This window comes from Vibrio marinisediminis (assembly GCF_014050145.1).
GTDB classification, from domain to species: domain Bacteria; phylum Pseudomonadota; class Gammaproteobacteria; order Enterobacterales; family Vibrionaceae; genus Vibrio; species Vibrio marinisediminis.
In genome coordinates this window covers 1-365 of the sequence record NZ_JACFYF010000073.1, presented here as the reverse complement: position 1 = coordinate 365, position 365 = coordinate 1, and the positions used below count along the sequence as shown (strand labels likewise).

The 365-nt window shown below is 74.0% G+C and carries 1 protein-coding gene; it reads right to left on the bottom strand.

The window, feature by feature from the left end; genetic code table 11:
* Positions 1-341: PP-loop family protein (locus H2O73_RS23475; RefSeq protein ID WP_281364264.1), on the bottom strand; the 341-nt coding region annotated here is incomplete at its 3' end.
* Positions 342-365: the final 24 nt, after the last annotated feature.

The following is a 365-nucleotide window of genomic DNA, read 5'->3' as shown; positions in this document are numbered from 1 at the left end:
CGTGTCTCTGCGTCCAGCGCGGACAAGGCATCTGCCGTCAGCAGGATATCGCCGTCCTCGAACCGCACCGCACCGGCCTGCGCGGCCTCCGCCGCACGCCGACCCAGGGCTTCCTGCGCACGGGCCATCGCCTGCGCCGTGTCCGCGAGCCGCGCCACCGGCAGGTCGAGCGCCGCCATCGCCTGCCGCACGCGCACCCGATCGAAGCGCAGGTCCGCGTTGCTTGGATCTTCGGCCCATGCGACGCCCCGCGCCGTCAGGTCCGCGCGCAAGGCCGCGCGCGATACCGCCAAGAGCGGCCGCAGCCAGACCGTGCCAGCGCGCAGCGTTCTCGGACGCATGGCCGCAAGCCCATCCACGCCCGA